This is a genomic window from Corynebacterium sp. ACRPS (assembly GCF_022346005.1).
Classification (GTDB): domain Bacteria; phylum Actinomycetota; class Actinomycetes; order Mycobacteriales; family Mycobacteriaceae; genus Corynebacterium.
In genome coordinates this window covers 1-20,507 of sequence record NZ_JAKRMY010000002.1, presented here as the reverse complement: position 1 = coordinate 20,507, position 20,507 = coordinate 1, and the positions used below count along the sequence as shown (strand labels likewise).

Here is a 20,507-nt window from a genome sequence, read left to right as displayed (position 1 = left end):
CCATTCTAATTCCCGGTAGGTTAGATAACCTATGTCGACTCGCCACCCCAACCCCCAGCACTTCCCCAGCTACCGAAATCCCTCTGCGAAGCAGAAGCCTACCTTCAGCACCGATCCCCAGCGCACCCAGGCAGCGCGCGCCTTCCATCACGGCGCGCACACCTATCAGGATGTCCGCCCCCATTACCCGGCCGAGGTTGCTGAGCTCATCGCCGGCGCCCACCGCGTTGCCGATATCGGCGCCGGCACCGGCAAACTTACCGAGTCCCTCACCAACCCCAACGTGCTCGCGGTTGAACCATCTCCAGACATGGCCCGCGTGCTCCAACGCCGCTTGGATATCCCCATCATCCGCGCCACGGCCGAGCACACCGCGCTTGCCGATGCCTCCCTCAACGCCGCCTGCCTCGCCCAAACCTGGCATTGGGTCGACGTTGCCGCCGCCTCTGCCGAGCTGGACCGCATCCTCGCGCCGGGCGGGCGCGTGCTTTTAGTGTGGAATACCCTCGACGTACACGCGGATCCCTGGATCCTCCGTCTCAGCCGCATCATGCACTCCGGCGACGTGCATAAGCCCGGCTTCTATCCCGAATATAAAGCACCCTGGACCTTAGAGCGCGAACTCCGGCTGAGCTGGACCCACGAACTTACCCCAGAGCAGCTCCACCAACTCATGCACACTCGTTCATACTGGCTCAGAAATAACGAGGCCATCCACGAGCGCATGACCCACAACCTGAACTGGTACCTCTACGAGCACATGGGCTTTTCTGCCGGCCAAAAACTACACATCCCGTACCGCACGGATGCTTTCGTGCTGGTACGGGACACTTCAAACGCAATTAAATAGAACTTTTATCTGTCCAAAAGCGTCGCGCCACACCGAAACTACAAACTGCCAATACTATAATGATAAGCACTATTGATATCCAGCCCCAGGTTTGATAGGCAGGCTCTGGAACTATTGCTCCCAAGGTGCCGCCTAGGTAATAAAACGATGTGTATAGCCCGACTGCAGTAGATTTGTTTGTTTTCGAATGGGTACTTACGAATCCAGTTCCACATGATTGGCCCATGAAAACGGCAACACATGAGAAAGCTAACCCCAGCACCATCGCCCAGAGAAACGGCAATAAGGTCAGCATTAAGCCCAAGATAGTTATGCTAGCGACGACTCCAAATGTAAAGACCCTCCCCTTTTTGGAAATGAGCTCCCCGCTGAAAGGCGTCAGCACTGTTGGTAAAAGGAAGATAACAAAAATGAAGCTGACTAACGAGGTAGATAAATCGTAAGGCGGGTCCATCAGCCTTAGAGAACCAAAGGTAAAAGAGGAGACTTGTTGGAATAGAAGACAGCTTGCAATGAAACAAGAAGCTAAAAGGCCGGGCTCTTTCATCTGAGCTCGAATACCCGACACCGACTCCATCACTGAAGAAGCCGGTTGGAAGTTATCTTCAGGGGGCAAAAAGAAAACTACGGCAACGATAGTAAACAGAAGAATCACCGCATTGGCAGCGAAAGAAAGCCGCCAAACACCTGTCCAGTCCGTAACCAGACCAGAAAGCAATCTTCCCGCAAAGCCACCAAACGCTGTTCCTGCCACGTATAAACTATTAGCTCGGGCACCATCCTCTTCCTCTTCAGAGATATAAGCTACCGCGACGGTAAATACAAAGGGGGTTGCGAGCCCCTGAGAGAGTCTAAGCACCAGCAGCATAAGAAAATTGGGAGAAAAACAACAAGCAATGGTTGAAATGACCATAATTCCCAAAGCACACAGCATCACTTTCTTTCTGCCATATACGTCCGAAATAGCTCCTGAAAACGGCGCACAAATCGCCACACCTAGGGTCGTGGCGCTCACTGTCCAAGCAGCTCTTTCGGGCGCAATGTGCGCCCATGCCCCTAACTGCCCCAAAATCGGCTGAGTTGAGTACAGGTTAATGAGTGCACACATGCCTAAAAGGAACAGGGGAATATAGCTTTTCTTTAGCATATCGGCATAGTCCTCTACACACCCTAGACTTGATCACCTGGAATCTGAGTTGCTGCGATGGAAAGCTCGGTGTCGACTTCCCGGAGCAATTGATCAGGCCATTTCTCCTCCATATGCAGAAATGTGGAAACAGTGGAATGATCGTTAGATAACTCACGACGCGCGGCGCGTAACTGGCGATTCGTCTCTTGTGGTGCAGCACCACCGATTACAGCGTAATTATTAATTAAATGGCGCGGATCAACAGTTTCCCGAAATTGTTCGATAGTCAGCGGAAACGTAGATCGTGCTGAATTGGATTCTGCGCCTCGATAAATATTGTCGATTTCTTCCAATGTGAGTTCATGAAACAGTACCGATTCGCGTCGACAGTAATCCACTAATTTACTAGTAAAATCGTGCCCTTTGCGGAACGGAATCCCGGATACGATATAAAGTGTGTTCGCTATCTCTGATGCCGCGGAGTATTCTGAATTAACCATATCCATTGCGGCCCCGGGAACAAAGTTCAAATTTTGAACTACTTTTCGGAAATGCTCAACCAAGTCCAGCGTTTGTATTGCCGCGATCCAAGAATCACCGCGCTTATGATCAGTTAATCCAGTTTGCACATTATGGTGCAGGCTTCGAACGACTTGGCAGTGTCCGATAGTACGACTTGATTTCATTCTGACATGGTTAAGAGCCACAGGGTTGCGCTTTTGCGGCATCAACGTGCTTGGTTGGGTTAGATCTGGAGCATCGAGAATATACCAGGGATGCGGATTCTGGTATTGGGAATGAATATCTTGGGTGATCATCCCGATAACCATGGCTACCGTCTCAAATATTCCCATGAGTTCGAGGTCCACGTCTATCGAGGAGACTTGGGCCCCATCAAAGGTATTTGCTGTTTCTTTAGAAAATCCAAGTAACCGCGCAAGTACCCTTCGATCAACCGGAATGCTTGTTCCAGCCAATGCAGCAGACCCAAGCGGGCAAGTATTGACCCGTTCTAATGCTTCGCATAACCGTTGGGTTATCCGTTGAAAACTTCTTTCATAACCAAGAAAAGTATGCGCTGGCGTAGTCACCTGGGCCTGAACTCCATTGGTAAAGCTTGGGACAATTAGGTCGCACTTTGTAGCTGCAAAGTTTAACAAATCGTCACGAAGACCCACCACCTCGCCAAATAGCTGCACTATTGCGCGGCGAAGGTTCATCCTCTGGCATGTAATAAGAATGTCCTGTCTCGAACGGCCAACATGAACATTTCCATACGTCGGACCTGCAATCTCTATAGCGCGCTTCTGATAATAGAGATAGTCAGAAAAGCCATTGGATCGTGAGGACTCTGATTCTCGCTCAATTAAGGCGACAGCGTTAATAATATGGTTAAAATCAGACGATGTAATCAATCTCTGCCTTATTAAAACCAAAGCTGATGCTCGGTCGATAGCGACATAATTGGCTACTTCATTGTTCTCAGCCATTGTTTTCCTCGGTCTTGATGGCAAGCTTATATTGCAGGTGATTTTTAACAGCAGGCCATTCATGCCTCAATACGCTATAAACGCAGGTATCTCTAATGATCCCGTTATCGAGTACCTGGTGGCTCCGCAGAATTCCATCTAGATGTGCGCCCATTGATTCCAAAGCGCGCCGACTGGCACGGTTGAAAGAATTGGTCGTGAAGAAGACGGATAAGAAATCTAATTGCTCAAACGCATAGCTTATTAGGGTGAGCTTGCAATCACTATTAACCGCAGTATTTTGAGCTGATTCCCTATACCAGGTGTATCCTATTTGTGCGCGTCTATTTCCCTTGTCTAATGACTGAAAACCAGTCATCCCCAATGGAGTATGGGCTTGGTCAAACACCGTAAAAAGCTGCGTCCCGTACAACTCGTACCAAGAGATACGTTCTTCTACTGCTTGTTGCATCGCACTGGGAGCGGGGACCTTGGTATACCACCGCCTCCATATTTCTCCGTCTTTAACTGCCTCCGCTAAGCCAGGTGCATGGTCTACACTCAATGCTTCTAAAGTAATATTTTTTCCGCGAAGTAGAGGGACTTTCGGAATGTTGCTATTTAGCATCGTGTCCTACCTTTTCTTGAATTTTGGGACTGTGCAAGTTAGCTGCCCGAAGATTGATCGCGCTACTAGATTAGCTTGAATATCAATAACATCGAGGGCGGAGGTAATGAGGTTGGATCCTGCCGTTACGCACCCGATTCCGTAAATTTTCGGACTACTATTCTTACGGCTAGAGATAAGTAATCCGGTACTTGGATCCCATAAACCACGTCCTTTGTAGTCGCATTTGAGTCCATTTTCTCGAAAAACGTTTGTTAGAAACGTTGAATTCTGGATCAAAGCGCTCTGGCCCCTAGCATCAATCACCGATGAATAAGATGCAAGTGCAGATGGGTTGCGTTCGACTGGAGGAAGAGTGTCTAGTTGCACCAACCCAACTAATATAAAGTTTTTTAATTGCTTCCACCTGCTAAGCGGTATCCTGAACCTAAATCTGCGCCAGTTTCCATTTAATGCCAGCTCGAATACTTGTCGTTGCTCATTTGAGAGACGTTGAAAAATCAGATTTAAAGCTGCATTTGCAGTGCTCAATACCGTGTACGCAGCATTATGGCGTCGATCTTCTCGAGGATCGCTCCAGTGTTGATCGTAATGTTGGCCGGCCAGCACAGCATTTAAGTCAACGCCATATTCCTCGCATTCTCGTACCATTAGTCCCAATGCAGCATCGGCAGTAAGCCCTCCTTCCGCATCTAATTCCTTGACCGCTGAAATCGTCAAATGCTTTGGGAATGGACTTTCAGCTTCCTCCACGATCTGTACCCACGGCAACCTGCCGCTGGGCGATGCCATAGTGCACGCAATCCCTTGCTCAGCTAAAGTTACGGCAGCATCCACCGCTGATAGGCCGGTACCAACAATTAGAGTCTCGGGCCCCGATGCCGGAGATATACTTTGGATCTGCCTCTCTAATGGATAACATGTTCTGGTACCAGGAATTTTAGGCGGGGACCAGTTTCCTACGGCCAGTATTGATGCATTGACCAAGAATTGCTCGCCAGATTCTGTAGCTATTTGAATTTTGTCTGGAGCAATAGACCACATAGCGTGAACTCGCTCCTTAACCCATCGCACACGGATACTCTTCTCGATCAATTGCACAGCATTTCTTAGTTTAGAGCGAGAATATGCACCATAAAAACTTCGAGGTATTGGGAAGGAATTCAATTGGCTCGCCAACCGGTTTGTCTCAGCAAGCCAGTCCGTAAATAAAGTTGATGATTTTCCAAGGGAGTTTAAACGACGATAGCTTGTATTGATAGTTGCACAGGGCAGGTCTGGACCAAAAGGTATGCCGGTACCTATTGAGTGCTCAGGATTGAATATCAATATTTCGATTTCTGTCACGGGTTGTTCATCGATCTCTTCGAGCATGGCTGCCAAATGTTCGAAGAAAAGGGAGCCGCCAATGCCACAGCCGACTACACCGACGCGAAAATGCTGATGAATGGTCACAACTTGAGTAAATACTCTACGAGCGCGACGCACAAGGTTTATAAATAAGATTCATAAGGAATTAACCTAAATCTGCCTAGCTTAGGTTACCTTAATACTCTTATTTATAGGTTCTATCAAAAGAAAAGACACGAGCGAAGCCCCACATGTGTGAGTGCTTCGCTCGCTTTCACAGTGAACTCTTATTTCCGCTTTTTGCCTCGGCGTTCGCGCACGCGCACGGCGATGCGGATGGGGGTGCCGTGGAAACCAAAGCGCTCGCGGAACTTGCGTTCAAGATAGCGCCGGTAGGACGCGTCGAGGAATCCAGTGGTAAATAGAACAATCGTCGGCGGCTGGGTCGATGCCTGCGTAGCAAACAGCACTCGCGGCAAACGATTATTCTTCATCGGCGGCGGGTTGGCAGCAATCGCCTCACGCATCCAGTTATTGAGCTGACCGGTAGACACGCGCTGATCCCAGCTTTCTAGGGCCTCGATCATGGCCGGCTCCAGCTTTTGCAAGGCACGGCCGGTCTCAGCTGAAATATTAACGCGGGTTACCCACGGCAAGTGCCGCAGCTGCTCGTCAATCTCGCGATCGAGGTAATAGCGGCGGTCCTCGTCCATCAGGTCCCACTTATTGAACGCGATGACCAGCGCCTTACCGGACTCCAGCACCATATTGAGCACGCGCTGGTCTTGCTCGGAAATCTCCTCGGAGGCATCGATAAGCATGATGCATACCTCGGCCGCATCGATGACGCCGCGGGTGCGCAAGGACGCATAATACTCGTGGCCCTGCGTGTTCTTGACCTTCTTGCGCAGGCCCGCGGTATCGATGAACTTCCACAACTGCTCATCTAGCTGCACCAGCGAGTCCACGGGATCCACCGTGGTGCCGGCGACATTATCTACCACCGAGCGCTCCTCACTGGTGAGCTTATTGAGCAACGAAGACTTGCCCACATTAGGCCTGCCGACGAGCGCGACGCGGCGAGGGCCCGACGTAATCGAGGTCTCGCGCGGTTCTTCGGGGAAGCTGCGCAGGATCTCATCCAGCACGTCCGCGCCACCGCGCCCGTGTTGTGCGGACACCGGCCACGGATCCCCGAGGCCCAAGGCGTAAAACTGCGCCATATCCGCATACTGGTTATCGGAATCGAACTTATTCGATACCACGATCACCGGAACCGGGGACTTTTGCAGGCGGCGCGCCATAACCTCATCGGTTTCGGTAATGCCCACTTTGGTGTCTACCACCATCACGATGACATCTGCGGTATCCATCGCCATTTCTGCCTGGCGGGCGATATCGGCGTGCATGCCTTTAACGTTGGGATCCCAGCCGCCGGTATCCTGCACGATAAAGCGCTGCCCATTCCAGTCCGCCACGTAGGAGACGCGGTCACGGGTAACGCCAGGGTGGTCTTCTACGACGGCCTCGCGGCGGCCGAGGAAGCGATTAACCAGCGAAGACTTGCCCACATTCGGCCGGCCCACAATAGCGACGGTGCACAGGGCTTCTTCGGTGGCATCGGCAAAGCCGAGCGACTGCGAGAGCTGCTCCCACTCGTCCTCACTGAGGGGCTGCTCGAGGTCGTCCTCGTCCCCGTAGTCGGCCTCGCCGAACTCTGACTCATCAAAGTCGTAGTCGAATTCTTCGGCATCAAAATCGTCCGTAGCCCACCCCGGCGAGGTCTCGACCGTTTCCTCGTCGAACTTACCCGCAGGGTAATGGAACTGCGTGACTTCTTCCTCTGGGGATTCAAAATCTTTATTGCTCATGAGCGGGACTCCTTAACCACGTTGATAAGAGCCTGGACGACGTCCTCCGGGCTCATGTCAGAGGTATCGACAATAGTGGCATCGTCAGCTGGGCGAAGCGGCGAGGTGGCGCGGGAAGAATCCGCGGCATCGCGGCGCTGCACATCCGCCAGTACCGATTCAAAATCGGAGGCGATGCCGGCCTTTTCGTTTTGATCGTGCCGGCGCTGCGCGCGAACTTCAGCCGAGGCCGTCATGAAGGCCTTCGCTGGGGCATCGGCAAGCACCACGGTACCGATATCGCGGCCCTCTACGATGGCGCGGTGGGCGCGCTGTGCCAGCTTGCGCTGCAATGCCACCAAGTTCTCCCGCACCTCCGGGATGGCTGATACTGCGGAGACGTTCTGGGTAACCTCGTCTTCCCTGATGACGCGGGAGACATCGGCGCCATCGAAAAGCACCTGGGTGGAGTCCGGATCATCGGAAACCTCCAAGGGCAGGTTCGCCGTCGCGGAAATCACCGCCTCTTTGTCCGCGGGATCCACGCCTTGGCGCAATACCGCCAAGGTTGCCACCCGGTACATGGCGCCGGTATCGATGTATTTTGCGTCCAACTGCTTGGCCAAGGCCCGGCAGGTCGTGGACTTCCCTGTTCCGGAGGGGCCATCGACCGCGAGGATCAGGCCCTCATCAGGCATATTCGAAATCATTACATCCCCACCACCTTGTACAAGCTCGTTAACTCATTGGAATTCAGCGCGCGCAACCCGCCGGGCTTCATATCACCCAATTGGACCGTATGCAGCTTGGTGCGCACCAGACGCTGCACGGGATAGCCGGCTTCCTTCAGCAGGCGGCGCACGATGTGCTTGCGCCCTTCGTGCAGCTCGACTCGGACCAGAGAGAACCCCTGGTTCTTGTCCACTACCTGCACAAAATCGGCCTTGGCTAGGCCATCTTCTAGCTCGATGCCCTCTTTAAGCTGGCGCACCAGCTTATTATCGGCCTCGCCCAATACCGTGGCCAGGTAGGTTTTCTTCACCTCATACTTGGGGTGCATCAGGCGGTTGGCCAATTCCCCATCGTTGGTGAGGATGAGCAGGCCTTCCGTATCCGCGTCCAAGCGGCCTACGTGGAATAGGCGCTGGCCCGAGGCAACCTTTTCAGAAACCACGTCGCCCACGCAGGGGCGGCCGAGATCATCTGACATCGTCGACTGCATTCCGCGGGGTTTATTGAGGATGAAATATTCTTGGTCCTCGTTAACGTTCACGCGAACGCCATCGACGCGGATGACGTCCACGGCGGGGTTGACCTTCACGCCCTGCTTGAGAATGACATTTCCATTTACTTCAACGCGGCCGGCATCAATGAGGATTTCCGCGTGGCGGCGCGATGCGACGCCCGCCTTAGCCAAGACCTTCTGCAGGCGCTCTCCCTTGGGCTTATCGTCATCGACCAGCCAGTCAGCGCCCAAATCGCGCGCCACCGATTCAGCGGTAGCCTTCTGCTTTTTCTTGGAAACGTGTTGATTACGAGCCGGCTTGGCATTGGAGACAACGATATCGCTGTCTCGCTGCTTCTTATCCGGTGTGCCGTCACGGCGAGCGGGAGGAGTCACTTAAGTGTCCTTTTCTCTCGAAAATATGAAATTACCTGCGTGAGTTTACCCCACCTCAGTACTCTTCGTCGATTGCATCGACGTCTGGAAGCAGCGGCGCCAAATCCGGAAGGCGCTCCAGCGAGTCTATACCTAGCAGTTCGAGGAAAAGCTCGGTGGTTTCATATCGGTGCGACGCCCCTTCGAACTCATCCTGCGGGAGCTCGCGGATCAGCCCGCGCAGGTTAAGGGTGCGCATCACGCCGTCCACGTTGACCCCGCGAACCGCAGAGACCTGCTGGCGCGTGACCGGTTGGCGATAGGCCACGACGGCGAGGGTTTCCAAGGCCGCGCGCGACAGCTTCGTTTGCGCCCCATCCAATAAAAACTCCTCCACCGCGCTGGCGTTTTCCTGGCGCGTATAAAACCGCCAACCCTCTGGCGTTTCGCGCAGCTCAATTCCAGAGCCGCGGCTATCGAATTCGCGTTGGATGGCCCGCAAACAGTCACTAATGACCGCAGGTTCTACGCTAAGTGCCCGCGCCAAAGACTCTACGGATGCCGGCGAATCGAGCACCAGCAAGATCGACTCGAGCCGGGACCGCAATTGCGAAATGAGCGGAAGATCCATGCCCCTTAGGTTACAACCACCGACGGCGGTGCTAGCACTAGTCCCAATTTGCTGCGGCAACGACGGCTGGATCTACGTCCAGGCCGGTCCAGGAAAGGTCAAGTTGGCCCAACGGCTCCTCCTGCTGGGCATCAACCGCCTTGGCCTTAAACAGTTCCAAGAGCGCCAAGAATCTACCGACGATATGCATGGTTGTGGTGCAATCCCGGGTAAGCGAGGAAAAACTTGTCCACTGCCCAGCACCCATGAGTTTGAGCGTTTCGAGTATCTTGCCAGCCTGTTCGGGCACGGAGACGGCAACGCCATGAATATGGCCCGTGGCCACTTCTTCCGGCGGCTTGGGGCGAAAGACACCCGCCGCCATTTCCGCAAAGCTCGCCGGAGTATGGCCCAGGGTTACGGGAGGCAAAAGCTCAGCAAATTGCTCTTCGATGCTCACAGCTCGCGGGTAACTGCGCTGCGCCTCCCGCTGCCAGCGGGCAAATTGATCCGCCGCCTGCTTGTAAGCCTTGTACTGCAACAGGCGGGCAAAGAGCAGGTCGCGCGATTCCAGCAGCTCCAAGTCTTCAAGGTCATCGACCTCTCCCCGCGGCAATAGGCGCGCGGCCTTCAGGTCCAATAGAGTTGCCGCGACGACCAGGAAATCCGTCGTCTCATCCAGATCCGCGTTTTCGCCCAGTTGGCGTGTGTAGCCCACAAATTCATCGGTCACCTCAGACAAGGCTACATCCGTGATATCCATCTTCTTGGCCTGGATGAGCTGCAAAAGCAGATCGAATGGCCCCTCAAAATTCCGCAGGGCAATGCGGAACCCCGTAATCTCTGGCTGCGTCACGGTAGCTTAGACGGTCGAACGCTCGATGACTTCCTTCGCCAGATCGCGGTATTGCTGTGCGGCCTGGGAACTGGGCGCCCACGAGGTGATGGGCTCGCCGGCCACGGAGGTTTCTGGGAAGCGCACGGTACGGGTAATGACGGTATCGAATACTTGGTCCCCAAAGTATTCCACCACGCGGGACATGACTTCACGGGCGTGCTTGGTCCGTCGATCAAACATGGTGACCAAAATACCCATGACTTCCAGATCGAAATTGATGCGGTCAGAGACTTTTTCCACTGTGTCCGTCAGCAAAGCAAGCCCGCGCAGCGAGAAGAACTCGCATTCCATAGGAATGATGACACCCTGGGAACAAGCTAGGGCGTTGACCGTAAGCAGACCCAAAGAAGGCTGGCAATCAATGATGATGAAGTCATAATCCCGGCGCACCGGACGCAGGGCGCGCGCCAAGGTGTGCTCGCGGCCTACTTCATTGACCATCTGAATCTCTGCCGCAGACAGATCGATATTAGCCGGAACGAGGTCCATGCCGGACACGCTGGTGTGATGAATGGCGGAGTGGATAGAGGTATGACTATCCAGCATCACGTCATAAATCGAGTCCTCGATGTCATCATGGTTTAATCCCAGCCCGGCCGAAAGAGCACCCTGCGGGTCCAAGTCAACCAAGAGAACCTTGCGCCCATACTCTGCGAGGCAGGCCCCCATATTAATGGTGGACGTGGTCTTGCCCACGCCGCCCTTTTGGTTACACATCGAGATGATGGTGGCGGGCCCATGTTTTTCCAAGGGGGCGGGTTCCGGCAGCTCGCGGACAGGGCGGCCAGTTAGCCCCGTCTCTACATCAGAGGCTGAAAAGAGACCCTCTTCGCTCACAGTCAAACCTTCTTCCTTGACGCCAAGTCATGGACCATGACATTTGGCATAGGGTTGCTTACAACGTTGTAATTATAGCGTACCCGCTCCCCTTTATGACTACCGAGACTTTGCAAATATCAAGTCTCTAGCATTGACTTAAGCACCTGCCGCTCGAGTAAAAGCTACGCCCGAGGATGCGCGGTCCGCCAAACCTCCCGTAAGGAATCTGCGGTTACGTGGGTATAGATCTGCGTGGTAGTCACGGAGGAATGCCCTAAAAGCTCCTGCACGGTGCGCACATCGGCACCGCCTTCGAGAAGGTGCGTGGCAAAGGAATGGCGCAGCGTGTGCGGCGAAATGGACTTATCCAACTGGCTGCGCTGCGCCGCGGTTTTAATAACGGACCAGGCGCTTTGCCGCGAGAGAGCGCCGCCGCGCGTATTCAAAAACAGCGCAGCGGTCTTGCCCTTTCCCAGCACGGGACGGGCGCGCACCAGATAGGCATCGATGGCCTGGCGAGCATGCGAGCCGAGGGGTACAAGCCGCTCCTTATCGCCCTTGCCATGCAGGACTAGGACGTCATCGGCAGTAGCTACGTCATCGACATTGAGCGAAATTACCTCAGAAATGCGCGCCCCAGTGCCATAGAGCACTTCTAGTAACGCCCTATCGCGAAGGTCAACCGGTGTTTCCGTCGGCGTCGATTCAATAAGCCGCGTCACCTCTTCCACGCTCAAGGTCTCCGGCAGGTGTTGCCCCGTGGAAGGCGGGCTCACCTCGGCTGCAACATCGCTATCGACTTCGCCCTCTGCAACGGCGAATTTGTGCAACCCGCGCGCCACGATAAGGGCACGGTTGGCAGAAGATACCGCCATCTTTTCGCGCAGATCCTTTAAATAGGCCTCCACCATTGGTCGTGTTACCTGCCGTAGGTCCTGGACCCCATTTGCTGCCAGCCAATCCACGTACCGGCGAATATCCCGCCGGTAATTGCTCAGGGTATTTGCTGACACTCCACGTTCGACGGCGAGGTGATTCAACCAGGTCTGAGCTACATCCTCCGCAGCAGTCACTGCTTTTTCAGGTCCGGTCCACTGCGGCGGGCAGCCATATGGGTCGGACGCAAATCGAACGGCGCATCCACCGAACGCGTCGGCTTTCCACCAATGACCGTGGCATATGCGGCTAAAATACCCGCGCACGCAACGGAATTAACTATCTCACCGGCCAGCACCTTATTTACTGCCTTGTCTAAATCCACCCAGGCAAAATCCATATCGGCTTCTTCATCGCCGGTATCCTGCAGCGCCGGTACCTCGCTAAGGTCGCGAGCCAGAAAAATCCGCACGGCTTCCTCACAAAACCCCGGTGAGGTCACCATATCCGTAAGAACTTCCCAGTCCTTCGCGGCAAGGCCCGCTTCCTCCTGCAACTCGCGCTGCGCGCCGGAAAGCTCATTCTCGCCCTTTACATCTAGCAGCCCTGCCGGCAGTTCCCACAGCCGCTTGCCGACGCTATGCCGGTACTGATGCACCATCGCGATGCGCCGATCCTCATCCAAGGCCACCACCGCGACGGCTCCCAGGTGCTCAATGATCTCCCTATCCGCGGTGTTTCCTCCCGGCATGGACAAGGTATCGCGGCGTACGGCGACGATAGGGGCATCAAAAATTAACTCTGAATCTAAGACTTGAAAATCGTAGGCCACTATTCTTTCTCCTCTTCAGGTAGGGCGGAATCCGCGCTTTCTGCTGAACCGTAGTCTCCCCTGCCGCCATTAAGCTGTTCCTCGGCGGCAGAAATGACGGCGATGCGCTCTACCGCGCGTTCAATGCCATCTACGGTAGAAAGATCCACGTCTTTGGTGCGCAGCTGCTCTATTGCCTTCTCATCTTGGGTCTGTTTGGCCCGTGCACTCAGTACCACGCTTCCATTGACCTCGTCCAAGGCGGTGGCGAACTCTGCCAAGGTATCCGAATAATATCCGCGCACCCCGCTGCCGGAGACGATGATGATGGACTGGGCGGGAAGGATGGTCCCGTCCTTATAATCAATAAAATCCTTATCACGCAGGGCACGCAGCAGCTCGGATCGCTCCTTCACGCTTGCGATCGGCTCCGTGCTTTCTGGGTCCATGGATAAGGCCGCGCCCAAAACCTCGCCGCCATAGCTTCCCACGGTTTTATCGAGTCCCTTAAGATCTGCCTTTTTCGGGGCGTTATCTTTAAGAATTGATACGATATCGTCTTTGCTTTCACCCCGCAGGAAGTCTTTACTTAGCTTAATTTCTCCCGCGGCGGTAGCCCCGGAGGCTTCTAAGAGCTTCGTGATATCAGAAAGATCACTGCTATTTGCGTCATCGGTGGAAATAACCAGCACTGGCCGCTGCGATAACGTCCCAGAGACCAAGTCTGGTGCCACGTTCTTGACTATGTCATCGCTCGCCTCATTTTGGTTCTGCAAGATCTTATTTTCTTGCACCACCTTGCGGTGTTCTGCACGGATCGGGTCATCGTCGGCCACACTGGTGGTCAGGTTGGGCGCGATCACCAAGGCACCGAGGGCCACACCAGCCGCCGCTCCTAGTCCAAGACCCGTAATTAGTTGCGCTTTCGCCATATTTTTACCCCCACTCAGAATAGGCTCGACCACGTTTGGCTTAAATTACTCAAGAAATCTTGGCTCCCGCCAAAGCCCACGATCAAGATGATCGCTGCAATCGCCACAAAGATGCTCAGAAGGGCCCACAGCCAACCAAGGTGCGAGGACGGAGCGGAATACAGATTGATGACCGCCTCGGAGTCGACCACCTTCGTTCCGGCCTTCAGCCGAGACATTACGGCAGACGGAGCCACGCGGTTGGCAAAAACATCATCGAGGTCAAATCCGCCACCTGCCTGCACGATAAGTCCCGCGCCGTGGTAATCCGCAAAGAGCAGCGCTAAATCCGTGGCCGATTCCGAAGCCGCTGGGAATGTCATGGCCCCAATACCCAGTTCTTGGATGCGGTCAATGCTCTCCACGCTGCCTTCTGGATCCGCAGGCACGACAATGCGCGCGCCGCAACGCAGCGACTCATCGCTTACCTTGACAGGATCCCCAATAATGAAGTCAGGCTTATATCCCTGCTCCAGCAAAGAATCCGCGGCTTCATCAACCGCAATGAGCAGCGGTTCATACTCCCGGATGAAATTCCGCAATTCTTTCAGCAGGGCACGGTGGTCTTCGGTGGGAGATAAAACAATGACCTTCCGGCCAGCTATCTCGGCACCGGATGCGGGGACCCCGAGGCCATCGATAAGCAGGGGGCCCTCAGAGTTAATGAAGTCAATGGAGCTCGCGAAATAGGACTCCATGTGATCAATGAGTGCACTTTGTGCCGCCTTGAAGTTCTTGTCAGCGCGCTCCCTGGAAACCTTCTGCCCCGTCCCGATTACTTTATCCGCGACGTAGACCTTTCCATCCTCCCCAATATGCGCCTTCTTGCCATCCTTAAACTCCGAGATAAATTCCTCGCCGAGGCCTTCGAGGAGTTCAATATCGGCATCGAGAAGCATGTGTGGACCGCAATTAGGAATGGAGCCAGTAGAAAACCTGGCGACGTTGACCACCGCAGAGGGCTGCAATTCCACAAGCGTTTGTGCCTCGGGCCGGGAAATATTCGCCGCATCAATAACGGCGATATCACCTGCAGAAAACTTCTTAAGACCTTTCGCGCCCGGGGTGCAATCGCGCAATGCAGCATGCTCACCAGGATGATCAGGGGTACGGGAAAACAGAGCCATGGGCCCCATTGTTCCTTGCTTAGTCCGCCAGCTGGGTAAGGCGCGCGGAAGCTTCTTTTTGTGCGCGATCAAAAAGCTCTTGGGCGTGCGCGCGTCCAGTTTCCGTGTCATCCAAACCAGCCAGCATGCGCGCCAATTCCTCCACGCGCTCCTGCTCCTTTAACTCGGCCACCCCAGAGGTAAATTTATCCTTCGAGACATGCAAATGCGCATCCGCATACGCAGCCACCTGCGGTAAATGGGTCACGACGATAACCTGATTATGCGCAGCGAGCCGCGCTAGCCGACGCCCAATTTCTACCGCCGCACGCCCGCCCACGCCGGCATCGACCTCATCGAAGACCAAGGTCGCACCGTCCTCGCTGGCGAGAACGACCTCAAGGGCAAGCATGACGCGAGACAGCTCACCACCGGAGGCCGCGGTGGCCAAAGGCTTCCCATTGAGCTGCAACTCCGCAGCATCGGCGCCCGTCTTAGAATACTTAGCCGCGGAGAGCTCAACCGACAACGTGGAATTGGGCATGGCCAATCCATGCAACTCCTCAGTCACCAGCTTGCCCAGCGCTTCCGCGGCTTTGCGGCGACCCTTCGTAAGCTCCGCCGCCTTTTGCTTCATCTCCTGTTCAGCCTCTTTGACCTGCGCCTTAAGTTCCTCGAGGACCTCCGTCGAGGTATCCATCGACTGCAATTTGGACTCCGCCTCATCGCGCCACGCCAAAACACCATCGATATCGCTGGCGTATTTACGGGTCAATGCTCGAAGATCCTGCTGGCGCTGCAGCGATTTTTCCAACAGATTCGGATCCGCCGGCAGCCCCGCGAGGTATCCGCCGAGCTCAGCCGAAATATCGCCTAGCTGCGAGGTGAGCTCAGAGATGCGCTCGCCCAAATCCGCCAGCTGCTTATCCGAGGATCCCACTAACGCCGACCCCGCACGCCCGAGCAGCGAAGAAGCAGCCTCATCAATCTCTTCCGTTCCATCGATCGCCGCCAAGGCAGTGTGCGCGGATTCGCGCAAACCGTCGACGTCTTGCAGGCGCTGCACCAACTGCACCAGCTCCGCGTCTTCCCCTGGCTCGGGCGCCACACCGTTGATTTCCTCTAAGGCATATTGCAGGCGGTCAGCTTCCTGGGCAAGTTCCCTACGAGACTCCGTGCGCCGACGATAATCCTTGGCTAAACCACGCCACTTTTTAAAGGCCTCCGCATAGTCTTCCCGGATGCCCGCCAATTGCGGGTCCGCACGGTCTACCGCCGCGAGCTGCTCTTCTGGGGCCAAAAGGCGCAATTGATCGTTCTGTCCATGCACGGTAATTATCTCCCGCGCGAAATCTCCCAATGTGGCGGCCGGTACGGCACGCCCGCCCAAATAGGCCCGCGATCGCCCCGCTGCTGAAACGGTCCGCGAGACAATAAACTCACCATTTTCATCTGGCTCGCCACCCACCGAGTCCACCAGCTGGCTAATGCTCTCCTTCGCGGAACTAAAGTGGCCTTCCACGGCCGCTTTTTTAGCGCCATCGCGCACCCTCGAGGCATCGGCACGCCCGCCTGCCAACAGTCGAAGCCCCGTGACCACCATGGTTTTGCCCGCTCCGGTCTCACCGGTCAATACGGTCAAGCCCTCCGACAATTCCGCAGAGCTATGGCGAATGACTCCTAAATCATTGATAGAAATATCGACAAGCACTATTTCTCCTTCGGTCCGCGCCAGCCTTCCACGGGCAACCGCAGCTTAGAGACCAATCGATCCGTAAAGGGTTGATCATCCAACCGCACCCAGCGTACGGGGCGCTTACCGCGCACCACCTCGACGCGGGCACCCGGTGGCATAATAAGTTCCCGGCACCCATCCAAGATAACCACGGCCGGTGTGGTTTGCATGGTTGATTCCACCGCCACCAACGAGTTGGGGGAAACCACTAACGGTTTGGTAAAAAGCGCGTGGGCATTATTCGGCACGACCAAGATTGCATCTAGGGATGGCCACAGCACCGGGCCGCCGGCAGAAAATGCATACGCCGTAGAACCCGTAGGAGTAGAAATCAGCACGCCATCACAGCCAAACGACGAAACCGGGCGCCGATCGATCTCCAAAATCGCATCCAGCACGCCCGACCTGTTCTGGTTTTCAACCGAGGCCTCATTCAAGGCCCAGCTGCTGGACAGTAGCTGACCGTTGGCATCCGAAATGGATACATCCACCGTCAGCCTGTCTTCCACCCGGTAGCTTTTCTCAATCACGCGGGCAACGGCTCCGTCTAATGACTCCACCTCCCATTCCGCGAGGAAGCCAACGTGGCCCAGATTCACTCCGAGGACCGGAATATCTACCGCCCGCGCCATATCGGCGGCGCGCAGGAAGGTGCCATCACCGCCGAGAACAAGAACCAGTTCACATCCCTCCGCCGCAGCATCAGAATGCGGGACGTGCTGTAGCCCCGGCAGGACGGTTTCGTCCGCACAAACGCGAACCGTTATCCCTGCCTCCTGCAATAACTCGGCTGCGCGGGAGGTAGCCTGCAGGTTCTCTGCGCGATTGGCATGCGGAACCAACAATATCTCTCGCATTACTGCGGACCTTCTTCAACGGCAGTATCAATCATCTGTTTCATTGTAGCTGCGTCTGTTGACATACCGTCCTTTTTCAGCCACAGAAAATATTCCACATTTCCACTCGGGCCCGGCAATGGTGAAGCCACAACACCGTGCAGACTGAGGCCTAAAGACACGGCAAATTCAGCAACGTCCTGCGTGACCTCTTTCCGCATCTTCGGAGAACGAACCACCCCGCCGCTGCCGATGCGCTCCTTCCCAACCTCAAACTGCGGCTTGACCATTGGCAGCAGCCACGCTCCGTCCTTCATACACTCCACAATTGCTGGCAGCACCAGTTTTAAGGAAATAAAAGATAAATCCCCGACCATGCCATCGCACAGGCCATTGGTCATCTCTGGATTAATAGTGCGGATATTCGTGCGATCCAAGACGGTTACGCGGTCGTCATTTTGCAGCCGCCACAATAATTGCCCATACCCGACGTCAACGGAAAGCACTTCCCTCGCACCAGACGCCAAGCACACATCCGTAAATCCTCCCGTCGATGCCCCTGCATCTAAGATGCGACCATCCATGTCGACGTCGAATGCGGCAAGTGCACCCAAAAGCTTATGTGCGCCGCGAGACGCCCACTTGTCTTCCTCAGACTCTTCGACCTTGATGGAGACTTCAGGATCCACGACAGTTGCAGGCTTTTCTGCCTTAAACCCGCCGACCGTCACACGGCCAGACTTGATCATCTCGCGGGCTTGCTCACGAGATCGCGCAATTTTTCGGCGCACAAGTTCTGCATCCAGCCTGCGGCGTTGTGGTGGCATTAGTTCTCCTGCAAAGCATTCCGCAATACGGAATGCGCCCTGTCCAGTTGATCGACTTCTTCTGCAAGTGATTGCGCATCTTCGCCGAGAATTGTCGATATCTCCGAATCTACTTCCTCAGGCTCTTTCACAGCCCGAAAATCGTGCGGCTTTACCGCCATTTCGACACAACCTTTTCCGCAAACTCACTACGCGGCTGAATATACCGAGGTGGTGCCGGCATCGACCACGCCACTTCTAAGACCGTCCGCAGCGCTTGCACCGAGGTAGAGGATTCATTTCCACCCTGCAAAAGAACGTCATACCCATCGCATCGCGCGGTAAAGTCTCCTTGCGGTCCCGGTCGCACCTGCGAAATAGGCAATGAAAGCTCGTGCATGCCCGCACCAATGAAGTTAGGCCGTGCCTCCACCGGGGCTTCGATAAGCTCCAGCTCGCCCGATACTCCGGTCAAGACATGAAAGGTATTCATCGCTGCGGCGTTACCCCCAACGATATCGGTATCTATCCTGTCGCCCACTGCCAAAGGCTTTTTTGACCCCACCTTTTTGGCCGCAAGGAAAAACATTGCGGCTTCAGGCTTCCCCGCAGAAACGGGCTCTACTCCCGTAGCCTTTTCAACTGCAGCAACCAAAGAGCCATTGCCGACGCCTAGCCCCCTCTCGATTGGAAGCGAAGTATCCAGGTTTGATGCAAAAAACTTCGCACCTGCCCGGATAGCCAGCGCACCTTCCGTTAGCTGTTCCCACCCAACGGACTTATCAAACCCTTGTAGGACGGCAGCCGGCTTCTCATCGGCACTCGAGACCACGGAAAAACCCATGTCTTTAGCCAAATCACGGAAAGAATCCGCGCCAATAATTAATACCTTCGCACCCGACGGAATTTCCTCGGCAGCCAATTGCAATACCGCTTGGGCGGAGGTGACGATATCACCAGAAGCCGCAGTCAAACCGATATCCGTCAGCATTGTGGCGACGGCTTCTGGGCTCCGCGACGCATTATTTGTGACATATACTGCGGGAACTCCACACGTATTAATAACGTCTACTACGTTACTTAGCGGACGGCCGCCCTCCCAGACGGTTCCATCCAAGTCCAACAATAAGGCATCATGTTTGCTTAAAACACTCATTATTTACATTCCGCCAATCGGTCAGTGGCATCGGTCCAATCGCCCTCATCAATGGCGATGGTGTGCTCAAACCACTCGCGGGCTTCGTCCTTGCGGCCCGCGGCAAGCAGAGCATTTGCATAGGCATACGACAACCTACAAGCGCTTACTCCCCGATCACTGCGGTCAGGTTGTGCCCGCTGAATGGTAACCACCGCTGATTCGGGCTGATCAAGGTCAAGACGTGCGCCGGCCAACACGATCGCCAATTCAATAGCGGATTCTTTGTCTAGCTCCTTGGCCTCCTCACTGCGTCCCAGCTCCAATGCCTTTTCCGGCCGACCCAACCCGCGTTCACAATCAGCCATAACCGCAAGCATTCCTGGACCGCCAGAAATACGACGGGCAGCACGCAGCTCAGCGAGCGCCTCTTTCCATTCGCCGGCGCGGTATGCAGCGATACCATTAACTTCTCGTGCGATAGCCACGCGACCTGCACGATCCTTTGCCGCGCGCGCATGCCGTAGCGCCAGCTTAGGATCATCGTCCATCCAGGTCGCCGCCATGATCATGTGCTTGGCGACGGCCTCCGAGTTCTCCTTGGAGAGGGGTTTCAAGTCTTGGAGCACCAAAGGGTCCAAGTCATTAACATCGACCTCTTCGGGAATGTCCGGATCGGTCATACGACGGTTGATTCGCTCTTCCCGATACCCAGAGCGCTGAGGGGAGAAAGACTTCTTCTTTCCCCCTCCACGAGAATCGCGGTCCCCCGAGTTGCGTGGATTTCGACCCCGACGGTCTTGTCCGCGGCCATTACGGCCGTGGTGGTTGCGCTCCAACATTCAGTCCTACCCTTTCTTGGTTGGAACTCGCACAGAAATACCGCACCCATTCTACAGTGCAAAACTGAGGTTACCCTCGTTTAGTGGACACCCTATTAGTACGGATCTTGTGTCCGTAGGAGAGGATGTTCATTGTGAGTTCGTCAAGGAAGAAGTACACCCCGGAGTACCGGCAGGAGGCCGCCA

At 55.0% G+C, this 20,507-nt stretch carries 20 protein-coding genes and 1 pseudogene; 1 reads left to right on the top strand and 20 read right to left on the bottom strand.

Features of this window, described 5'->3' with window-relative positions; all coding sequences use genetic code 11:
* The first annotated feature begins 31 nt into the window (after window positions 1-31).
* Window positions 32-850 carry a class I SAM-dependent methyltransferase gene (locus MHX65_RS01310; RefSeq protein WP_239268040.1) on the top strand — a complete coding sequence of 273 codons (819 nt, stop codon included), beginning with the start codon at window positions 32-34 and terminating at the stop codon, window positions 848-850.
* On the opposite strand, the gene MHX65_RS01305 is transcribed toward MHX65_RS01310, so the two are convergent.
* The 20 genes and pseudogenes from MHX65_RS01305 to MHX65_RS01210 form a co-directional block, all read right to left on the bottom strand.
* Window positions 843-1,997 carry an MFS transporter gene (locus tag MHX65_RS01305; RefSeq protein WP_239268038.1) on the bottom strand — a complete coding sequence of 385 codons (1,155 nt, stop codon included), beginning with the start codon at window positions 1,995-1,997 and terminating at the stop codon, window positions 843-845. The genes MHX65_RS01310 and MHX65_RS01305 overlap by 8 nt on opposite strands.
* A 23-nt stretch (window positions 1,998-2,020) precedes the next feature.
* Window positions 2,021-3,469 (bottom strand): lyase family protein, encoded by a 1,449-nt coding sequence (locus tag MHX65_RS01300; RefSeq protein WP_239268037.1) that lies wholly within the window; start codon window positions 3,467-3,469, stop codon window positions 2,021-2,023.
* Complete coding sequence (locus MHX65_RS01295) at window positions 3,462-4,076, bottom strand: GNAT family N-acetyltransferase (protein WP_239268035.1); 615 nt, start codon at window positions 4,074-4,076, stop codon at window positions 3,462-3,464. Before MHX65_RS01295 ends, MHX65_RS01300 begins: the two co-directional genes overlap by 8 nt.
* Window positions 4,077-4,082: 6 nt before the next feature.
* A complete protein-coding gene (locus MHX65_RS01290) occupies window positions 4,083-5,531 on the bottom strand; it encodes an FAD/NAD(P)-binding protein (protein ID WP_239268033.1) in 1,449 nt (482 codons plus the stop codon).
* 182 nt (window positions 5,532-5,713) lie between these two features.
* The gene (gene der / locus MHX65_RS01285; RefSeq protein WP_239268031.1) at window positions 5,714-7,297 is read right to left on the bottom strand and encodes a ribosome biogenesis GTPase Der; all 1,584 of its coding nucleotides are present in this window, start codon (window positions 7,295-7,297) and stop codon (window positions 5,714-5,716) included.
* Window positions 7,294-7,986 (bottom strand): (d)CMP kinase, encoded by a 693-nt coding sequence (cmk, locus tag MHX65_RS01280; RefSeq protein ID WP_239268029.1) that lies wholly within the window; start codon window positions 7,984-7,986, stop codon window positions 7,294-7,296. Before cmk ends, der begins: the two co-directional genes overlap by 4 nt.
* Window positions 7,986-8,897, bottom strand: a complete 912-nt coding sequence (locus tag MHX65_RS01275) for a pseudouridine synthase (RefSeq protein ID WP_239268027.1) — start codon at window positions 8,895-8,897, stop codon at window positions 7,986-7,988. Before MHX65_RS01275 ends, cmk begins: the two co-directional genes overlap by 1 nt.
* A 55-nt stretch (window positions 8,898-8,952) precedes the next feature.
* Window positions 8,953-9,507, bottom strand: coding sequence for an SMC-Scp complex subunit ScpB (gene scpB, locus MHX65_RS01270; protein WP_023017548.1), 555 nt, complete (start codon window positions 9,505-9,507; stop codon window positions 8,953-8,955).
* Between the two features lie 37 nt (window positions 9,508-9,544).
* Window positions 9,545-10,342, bottom strand: coding sequence for a segregation and condensation protein A (locus MHX65_RS01265; RefSeq protein ID WP_239268025.1), 798 nt, complete (start codon window positions 10,340-10,342; stop codon window positions 9,545-9,547).
* A 6-nt stretch (window positions 10,343-10,348) separates the two neighbouring features.
* The gene (locus tag MHX65_RS01260; RefSeq protein WP_239268023.1) at window positions 10,349-11,221 is read right to left on the bottom strand and encodes a ParA family protein; all 873 of its coding nucleotides are present in this window, start codon (window positions 11,219-11,221) and stop codon (window positions 10,349-10,351) included.
* 164 nt (window positions 11,222-11,385) lie between these two features.
* On the bottom strand, window positions 11,386-12,276 hold the full coding sequence (xerD, locus tag MHX65_RS01255) for a site-specific tyrosine recombinase XerD (protein WP_239268021.1): 891 nt from the start codon (window positions 12,274-12,276) through the stop codon (window positions 11,386-11,388).
* Window positions 12,273-12,911: an NUDIX domain-containing protein gene (locus MHX65_RS01250; RefSeq protein ID WP_239268019.1), complete on the bottom strand. Its 639-nt coding sequence runs from the start codon at window positions 12,909-12,911 to the stop codon at window positions 12,273-12,275. The genes xerD and MHX65_RS01250 overlap by 4 nt, the downstream gene beginning before the upstream one ends.
* Window positions 12,911-13,822 (bottom strand): copper transporter, encoded by a 912-nt coding sequence (locus MHX65_RS01245; protein ID WP_239268017.1) that lies wholly within the window; start codon window positions 13,820-13,822, stop codon window positions 12,911-12,913. The genes MHX65_RS01250 and MHX65_RS01245 overlap by 1 nt, the downstream gene beginning before the upstream one ends.
* A 14-nt stretch (window positions 13,823-13,836) precedes the next feature.
* Complete coding sequence (gene steA, locus MHX65_RS01240) at window positions 13,837-14,997, bottom strand: putative cytokinetic ring protein SteA (RefSeq protein ID WP_239268015.1); 1,161 nt, start codon at window positions 14,995-14,997, stop codon at window positions 13,837-13,839.
* Between the two features lie 10 nt (window positions 14,998-15,007).
* Window positions 15,008-16,678 (bottom strand): DNA repair protein RecN, encoded by a 1,671-nt coding sequence (gene recN, locus MHX65_RS01235; RefSeq protein ID WP_239268013.1) that lies wholly within the window; start codon window positions 16,676-16,678, stop codon window positions 15,008-15,010.
* Entirely contained in the window at window positions 16,678-17,559 is an 882-nt protein-coding gene (locus tag MHX65_RS01230) for an NAD kinase (protein WP_239268011.1), read from the bottom strand. Before MHX65_RS01230 ends, recN begins: the two co-directional genes overlap by 1 nt.
* Window positions 17,559-18,365 (bottom strand): TlyA family RNA methyltransferase, encoded by an 807-nt coding sequence (locus MHX65_RS01225; RefSeq protein ID WP_239268009.1) that lies wholly within the window; start codon window positions 18,363-18,365, stop codon window positions 17,559-17,561. The genes MHX65_RS01230 and MHX65_RS01225 overlap by 1 nt, the downstream gene beginning before the upstream one ends.
* Window positions 18,365-18,526, bottom strand: a complete 162-nt coding sequence (locus MHX65_RS01220; protein WP_239268007.1) for a hypothetical protein — start codon at window positions 18,524-18,526, stop codon at window positions 18,365-18,367. The genes MHX65_RS01225 and MHX65_RS01220 overlap by 1 nt, the downstream gene beginning before the upstream one ends.
* Window positions 18,517-19,500, bottom strand: coding sequence for an HAD-IIA family hydrolase (locus MHX65_RS01215; RefSeq protein ID WP_239268005.1), 984 nt, complete (start codon window positions 19,498-19,500; stop codon window positions 18,517-18,519). Before MHX65_RS01215 ends, MHX65_RS01220 begins: the two co-directional genes overlap by 10 nt.
* Window positions 19,500-20,297, bottom strand: a pseudogene (locus MHX65_RS01210) (hypothetical protein); the annotation flags it as partial. The pseudogene MHX65_RS01210 and the gene MHX65_RS01215, both read right to left, overlap by 1 nt.
* Window positions 20,298-20,507 lie beyond the last annotated feature (210 nt).